The 6,840-nt window shown below is 68.4% G+C and carries 6 protein-coding genes and 2 pseudogenes; 1 reads left to right on the plus strand and 7 read right to left on the minus strand.

What is annotated here, in order from left to right; all coding sequences use genetic code 11:
• Positions 1 to 243 precede the first annotated feature (243 nt).
• Positions 244 to 1,305, plus strand: a complete 1,062-nt coding sequence (locus ACZY0Y_RS19350; protein ID WP_463959869.1) for an FUSC family protein — start codon at positions 244 to 246, stop codon at positions 1,303 to 1,305.
• Between the two features lie 4 nt (positions 1,306 to 1,309).
• Here the strand turns inward: ACZY0Y_RS19350 and ACZY0Y_RS19355 are convergent, their stop codons facing one another.
• The 7 genes and pseudogenes from ACZY0Y_RS19355 to ACZY0Y_RS19385 all read right to left on the minus strand — a co-directional run.
• The gene (locus ACZY0Y_RS19355; protein WP_463959870.1) at positions 1,310 to 2,092 is read right to left on the minus strand and encodes an SDR family NAD(P)-dependent oxidoreductase; all 783 of its coding nucleotides are present in this window, start codon (positions 2,090 to 2,092) and stop codon (positions 1,310 to 1,312) included.
• Between the two features lie 30 nt (positions 2,093 to 2,122).
• A complete protein-coding gene (locus ACZY0Y_RS19360; RefSeq protein WP_463959871.1) occupies positions 2,123 to 2,875 on the minus strand; it encodes a hypothetical protein in 753 nt (250 codons plus the stop codon).
• 116 nt (positions 2,876 to 2,991) lie between these two features.
• Entirely contained in the window at positions 2,992 to 3,336 is a 345-nt protein-coding gene (locus ACZY0Y_RS19365; RefSeq protein ID WP_463959872.1) for a GNAT family N-acetyltransferase, read from the minus strand.
• On the minus strand, positions 3,333 to 4,670 hold the full coding sequence (locus ACZY0Y_RS19370) for an acyltransferase family protein (protein WP_463959873.1): 1,338 nt from the start codon (positions 4,668 to 4,670) through the stop codon (positions 3,333 to 3,335). The genes ACZY0Y_RS19365 and ACZY0Y_RS19370 overlap by 4 nt, the downstream gene beginning before the upstream one ends.
• Before the next feature lie 131 nt (positions 4,671 to 4,801).
• Positions 4,802 to 5,194: a DUF1304 domain-containing protein gene (locus ACZY0Y_RS19375; protein ID WP_463959874.1), complete on the minus strand. Its 393-nt coding sequence runs from the start codon at positions 5,192 to 5,194 to the stop codon at positions 4,802 to 4,804.
• Between the two features lie 43 nt (positions 5,195 to 5,237).
• Positions 5,238 to 5,714 (minus strand): annotated as a pseudogene (locus tag ACZY0Y_RS19380) (class II fructose-bisphosphate aldolase); the annotation flags it as partial.
• A 57-nt stretch (positions 5,715 to 5,771) separates the two neighbouring features.
• Positions 5,772 to 6,602, minus strand: a pseudogene (locus tag ACZY0Y_RS19385) (GntT/GntP/DsdX family permease); the annotation flags it as partial.
• Between the last annotated feature and the right edge of the window lie 238 nt (positions 6,603 to 6,840).

Raw genomic sequence — 6,840 nt, forward strand, 5'->3', positions numbered from 1 at the left:
CCAGGGAGACGTGATCACTCAAACGTTCCGGGGTTTCGGGCTTAATCCATCCGCTGCGAGCCATACACCAACATTAACAGAACAGACGCTAAGTAAACGGTATTGCGGCTAACCCGGATTCTGTAGCAAAGTCCCGCCCAGCGAGGCCTGCTTTGTGTGTTTGCCCCTGGCGGCGGACACACAAGGCAGGCCTTAGGCGCGTCCGGCCGCAGGCCCGTCCCCACCCTGGAATTGGAGGCATCCGTGCAGTCCCTCAACGCGCATCTGCGCACCCTCCACAGCCTGGCGCCGGCCAACAAGGACCACGTCCCGGCCGTTCGCGTGGCCGTCAGCGTGGCCGTGCCATCCCTCCTGCTCCTGGCTGCGGGCCGCCCGGACCTGATCATCTACGCCGTGTTCGCCGCCCTGACCGGCATGTACGGCCGGAACGAGCCGCACCAACTGCGCCTCAAGCACCAGGGCCAGGCTGCCGTCCTCCTGGTGGGCGGGCTGGCTGTCGGCGTCTTCCTGTCGGCGAACCAGCTCCATTCCTGGGTGCTGGTCGTCACCGAAACGCTGCTGGCGGCAACGGGCTCCCTCTTCGCGGACAAGGTCGCCCTGAAGCCCAACGGCCCGTTCTTCGGAATCCTGGCCCTGGGCGCCTGCGCCTCCGTCCCCACGACGGTGCACTGGCACACGGCGGTCCTGATCGGCGCACTGTCCGCCGTCTTTTCCATGGCGGTGGGGTTCGGCGGCTGGGTCCGGGGCCGGGCCTGGCAACGCGGAGCCGGGCGCGCTGTCCCGGCGATGCTCGGGGCGAGACGCCGGGCAGCCTGGATCCACGCCGCCCGGTACCTCGCCGCGGTCGGAGCGGCCGGCTCCGTCGGGGTGCTCAGCGGAAGCGGACACCCGCACTGGGCCATGGCCGCGGCCGCGGTCCCGCTGGCTGGAGCGGACATGCCAAGCAGCGTGCACCGCGGCCTGCACCGGATTGTTGGCACCCTGCTGGGCCTCGTGGTGGTCGCCGTGGTGCTGTTCCCCTGGGCCTTCTCGCCCCTCCGGGCGTTCCCGGGCCACGAGGCAGCCGTCCTGGCATTCCTGGTGATTGTCCTGCAGTTCACCACCGAGCTGTTCATGACCAGGCACTACGGCCTGGCCATGGTGTCCTTTACTCCCGTGATCCTGCTGATGACACAGCTCGCCGCCCCTGCCGACCCCCGGGTTCTGGTGACCGAGCGCGCCGTCGAGACCCTGGTGGGAGCCGTGCTGGGCATCCTTGTTGTGGTCCTGATCCGCCGGCGCCAGTCTCCGGCCGGCGGGCTCTGAGCGGCTATTTGGCGCGGCGCGGGGGCCCGGATACGAGCCTGTCCGGGAGCACGCGGGCGGCTGCGGTCAGCACCTTGTAGCGCTTGGTCGGGATGGAAACGGCTTTGCCCCGTGCATTGTCGGCGAGGCCTTCGCGCACCACCCGCTCGGCCTGCAGCCACATCCAGCGCGGGGTTACCGTCTTGTCCATGCCCATCCGGTCGTGGAACTCCGTGTGGGTAAACCCGGGGCAGACCGCCGTCACGTTCACACCCTCCTTGGAGTAGGCGAGGTTTGCCCAGCGGCAGAAGCTGACCAGCCACGCTTTGGCCGCCGAGTAGCTTCCGCGGGGCAGGAACGCCGCCACGCTGGCAACGTTGATGATCCTGCCCGAGTGCCGGCCGAGCATGCCCTGCAGCGCGGCGTGGGTCAGCTGCATGGCGGTCTCCACATGCAGCTTCAGATGCCGGGTCTCCTCCGCGATTTCGTTCTCCGCGAAGGAACGCAGCAGGCCGATCCCGGCGTTGTTGACGAGGATTTCCACCGGCCGCGCCGGATCGGTGAGACGCGCGACGACGGCTGCCACCCCGGCGTCGTCCGCGAGGTCGGCGGAGAGAACCTCCGCGCGGACGCCGTACCGGTTCTCCAGCTCCTCCGCCCCGGCCTGGAGCCGGGCGGCATCGCGGGCCACGAGGACCACGTTGCGGCCCTGTTCTGCGAGCTGGCGGGCGAATTCGGCCCCGATCCCGGCGGTGGCTCCGGTGATCAGGGCGGTGGTGTCAGCCGGGGTCGCGGCATGTGGAGTCATGGCGACAGCCTAACCGGTGTGGGCCCGGCCTCAGGCGAGGGCCTGCCCCGCGGCCAGTTCGCCTTCCGCGGGACCGCCCGCAGCGCCCCGGTGGCGGTTCTGCAGCTCTTCGGTGGCCAGCTCGTACCAGGTGTGGGCGCCGAAGGACGGGCTGGCCGTGTCGAGGTGCCGGTACAGGGCGTCGGCCAGCTGGCCCAGGGCCACCTCGCACAGCGCCCGGACGGTCGCGGCGGGGTCGAGGGTTCCCTCGAAGTACTCGGAGAGCTCCAGGCCGTTGATGGTGTTGAGCTCGGCCGGGACCGGGCTGCAGGCCTCATCCAGTCCCGGATCCAGCGGCACCCCGGAGGTTACGACAGTTGTAATGCCGGCGGAGGCGTCGGCGAGGGACTCCGCCGCAAGATCAAGCGCCGGGACTGCCGCGAGTTCGCCCTCGAGGCCGGCGAGCACTTCGCCGTCGGAGCCCACGTGCAGCAGGCAGATCGGCAGGTCTGCGGGCTCCGCCAGGGTGACGCGGAACGGCTCCACGCCGGCCCCGGGACCCGGCGCGCCGGCAGCCACACTGGCATCGGCGGTGGACCTGAGCTGCAGGAGGATCTCCGGGTCCAGATGGGAGGCGCCGTGCAGGTCGATGATCACATCCGTGCCTGCGCCGAGGCGGCCGGCCCGCCGCATGATGTGCAGCAGGGAGGGAAAGTCCGGTTGGGTAAGGCAGCCGGTGACTTCGAGGGTCACGTGTCCGGGGTCGACATCCACACGGACCAGCACACGCAGTTTATGGTTCACGGGGTTCTCCAAAGGGACACGTCCAAGAGCCAACTGCATAACTCTGCTAAAACCTTACGAGGTTGTTGCCCCTGTCACAAGCCCGCGCGGCCGCCCCGCCCGCAGCCGGCCGGGTTTCAGGCTCCGGCCGGTGGCTGCTCCGGCCAGTCGATGTACTGGGTGTAGGAGTCGTGCTTGCGCAGGTACCGGTACATGAAGGGGCAGTTTGGGATGATCCGCTTGCCGGAGGCCACGACGTCGTCCAGGGCGAAGTGGGCCAGCACCTTGCCGAGCCCCTGGCCCTGGAATTGCTCCGCCGTATCAGTGTGGATGAAGTCCACATGGCCGGGCTCATCAATGAAGCGGATCTGGACTGCCAGCTTTCCGCCAGCGTGGAGCTCGTAGCGGTGCAGCTCATCATTGCGGGTGGTGGATACGTCCGGGCTGAACGTGTCTTCAGTGGCTGCCGAGTTCTCCGTCATGGTTCGACATTGGCACTTAAAGGCGGGCGTGGCAATGGCGGTCCCGATCCGCCGGGGGCCGAATCGGTCACGAACCGGACCGGGATCCGCCCCAGCAGGAGGACGGCGAGTGCGAAACACGCCGCTCCCCCGCCAAGCAGTCCGAGGGTGAGTCCGTTAAGCGCTGCGTCGACCACCGGAACATAGACGACGACGGCGGCCGTCACCACGGCGGCCGCCGGACGGGACAGGGCAGTCGCGGGCGCCGTCGGGCGTTCTTCGAGCCGGCCGAAAAGCATGAGTACGGGCAGCAGCAGCCCGATCAAAGCCAGCAGCACGAGCGGCCGCCCCCACCACCAGGCGGCCGTTCCCCCCGCCGGCTGCGGAAAGGCGGTCAGCAGCAAAAGTCCGGACATGGCCGCGAGCAGGGGCAAATGCCAGAGGTAGACGGTCATGGACCACCGTCCGCCCACTCCGATGACCCGCCGCGCCCACGCCAGGGACGCCAGCCGGGCAAGCACAGGACGGAAAAGTTGCAGGGCCGCGGCCTGCGAGAACCCGAGGAGCAGCAGGGTCAGGTTGGGCGGGTTGAGGTTCACCAGCATGTTCCCGGAGTACAGCCCCAGCCACACCAGCAGCCCCAGGACCAGGTTGCTGCCCAGGATGATGCCCGCCAGCGCGGGGCGCCCGGGGGCCACTGGCCCGCCGTCGGCGAGGAAGAAGCCAAGTTGCTGCACCGCGCACCACAGGAAGATCATGTTCAGGTACGCCAGGGCCGGCATCATCCCCCGCAGGCAGTCCACCGCCACCACCAGCGATGTGAGGCCTGCCAGGGTCAGCCACGGGGCCCGGGCATGCAGCCGCGCCAGGAGTGGAAGGTTCAGCTGCGCCGCGAGGTAGGCGGCCAGGAACCACAGCGGCATGCCGGCACCGGAGACCAGCAGCTGGATGACCTGCGGGTCAACCCCGGCCATGCGTGCGGCCCAGAGCCCGGTGAACATGACCGCGAGGAGGACGGCGGCGGGGCGGATGAGCCGCAGCATGCGGGCCTGCATGAAGTCGAAGGCGCTGCCGCCCCGGGCCCGCAGGCGCCGCCAGGACTGCACGCCGGTGACGCCCCCGGCGACGAAGAAGAGCGGCATGACCTGCAGGACCCAGACCACCGGTTCGAACCAGTGCTGGCTGCCGAGGGTGTTCTCTGAGGTCACGGTGCCGTCCGGGTGCAGCACCGGGCTGACCATCATGGTGTGCCCCACCACGACGAGCACAAGGCAGAAGAACCTGGCGAGATCGATCACCAGGTCGCGGTCCGGCCGCAGGGCATACCGGCGCCCTGGCTGCTGCCGTGAAGCCATGGAGCCCCCTACGGACCCTTCCACCGCGCCCCCTTGAGCTTGTTGAGTGCTGGTGAGTGCTGGTGAGCGGCAACGCTACTGTGTTGCCTCCATTCTCGGCCTTGTCCCGGCCGGCGGCCAGTGCCGTCGGTTCAGGCGCTCAGTAGCCCCAGCGCTGCGAGCACGACGGCGAGCAGGGGCGTCGCGCCCTGGGTGGCGGCCGCACGGAGGTATTTGCGGCCGCTGAAGGCGAGCACGATCGAGGCCAGGAGCATCGAGCCGCAGCTGCTGAAAACCAGGGTCCAGCCGACCGCAGGGTGGCCCAGGGCGATGGCACCGGTGCCGGCGAGGGCCCCGGCGGCCAGGAAAAGGTTGTAGAAGCCCTGGTTGTAGGCCAGCGGCCGGGTGGTGTCGGCGTCGGCCTGCGAGGTGATGCTGAACCGTTTCCACGTGGCCGGCCGCGCCCAGGTGATGGACTCCATGGTGAAGATGTAGACGTGCAGCAGGGCCGCAAGCAGCGCGAAAACGAGGGAGGCCAGGATCATGGTCTGATCCTAGCCTCCCCCTGTTTTCTGATCCGTCAGTTGATCAGCGTGAGAGTGTGGACAGCGCCGTGGCCGCGAACGTCCCCGCCGTGGCGTCCCATTCGGCCAGCAGTCCCTGAAGGTTCTCGCCGTCCCTGCGGTGCGCGGCCGTGCGCGCCTCGAGGATCCCCAGAACGCCGGTCCGCAGCTCCGTGTTGAAGTTGACCTTGCCCACGTTCATGGCGGCGGCCTTGACGAGCTCCGCGGCGGGGATTCCCGAGGCGCCGTGCAGCACCAGCCGAATGCGGGTCCGCACGGCAATGTCCTGCAGCACGTCCCACCGCAGCTCCGGTTCGCCCTGGTATTTGCCGTGGACGTTGCCTACGGCCACGGCCAGCAGCTGGGCGCCGGTCCGGGCCACGAAGTCCTCCACCTGGGCGGAGTCGGCCCCGGCGGCAACGGCGTCGGTATTCACGCGGAGATCGGAGGCGTGGTCCAGCTGCACGGCTACCAGGACGCCGGCGGCGTCGGCGAGGCCGCGCCCTGCTGGAGGGCGGAAGCCACCAGCTGGTCGAGACGTGCACGCATCAGGCGCTCAGGCCTCCCCGATGCCGGAGGTGCGCAGCACTTCGCCGAACACTCCGCCGGCCGCGACCACCATAAGGATGGAGGCGATGGGCGGGAGCGCGCCTTCGAAGATCTCGCCGGTTTCACGCAGCGACCACTGGCGCCGGACGGCCAGCAGGAAGAAGGACAGCGCGACGGCGATGAGGAAGATGATCAGCCCCGGCCGCGGCGGCGCGACGACGTGGTGGTTCTTGCCCTCGTGGCCCTCGTGGATGATGTCCTTGGAGCCGAATTCGTCGAGCTGGGCCTTGACGCCGGGCAGGAGTTCATAGTCCTTGCGGTTCATGATGGAGGCCACAAAGTAGGACAGGAAGCCCAGCGGCACACAGATGGACAACGAGATGAGCGTGATGAGGCCGATGTCCGCGCCGAAGACGCCGGCTCCGGCGACGATGCCCGGGTGCGGCGGCACGGCCACGTGGATGGCCAGCATAATGCCGGCCATCGGCAGGCCGGACTTGATGGGATGCACGTTGGCGATCTTCGCGAAGGCATAGACGATCGGCACCAGCACAATGACGCCCACCTCGAAGAACACCGGGATGGCGACGAGGAAGGCGACGCCGGTGGCGACCACCGTGAAGACATCCTTCAGCGGGATCGTGGATGCCACGGCGACCAGGATGCTGACCGTCAGCAGCGCCACGAAGGCCTGGATCTTGAAGCGGATGATCATGACCAGCAAAATCGCGATGCCGATGGCGGCGATGGTCAGCAGCAGCGGTGTACCGAGCGCCACGGCAGGTCTGATGGCGGGGGCGTCGGCCGCCCGTACCATCAAAGAGTTGATCAGGGCGTTCATGCGGGGGTGTCTCCTTTGACGTCACTGTAGCCAGTGAACTGGTGTTTCGACGACGACGGCGGAAGGGGGGATCCGCCGTCGTCGGGCGTGGGGAAATCCGGGGTGGATCCGGGGTGGCTGGGAGGAACTAGCCCGAGGTTTTCATGAGGGTGGGGCCCGCAGGGTGTGTTTAAGCGACGAAAGGTGCTTCTGAACTGGGAAAATAGTGTTGTTGACGCACTGTTCTACCGGCTGAAAG

It is taken from the genome of Pseudarthrobacter kochi (assembly GCF_055412805.1).

Coding starts and splice junctions, on each gene's coding strand:
- ACZY0Y_RS19355 (WP_463959870.1), bottom strand. CDS start 2,092: ATGACTCCACATGCCGCGACCCCGGCTGACACCACCGCCCTGATCACC.
- ACZY0Y_RS19365 (WP_463959872.1), bottom strand. CDS start 3,336: ATGACGGAGAACTCGGCAGCCACTGAAGACACGTTCAGCCCGGACGTA.
- ACZY0Y_RS19370 (WP_463959873.1), bottom strand. CDS start 4,670: ATGGCTTCACGGCAGCAGCCAGGGCGCCGGTATGCCCTGCGGCCGGAC.
- ACZY0Y_RS19375 (WP_463959874.1), bottom strand. CDS start 5,194: ATGATCCTGGCCTCCCTCGTTTTCGCGCTGCTTGCGGCCCTGCTGCAC.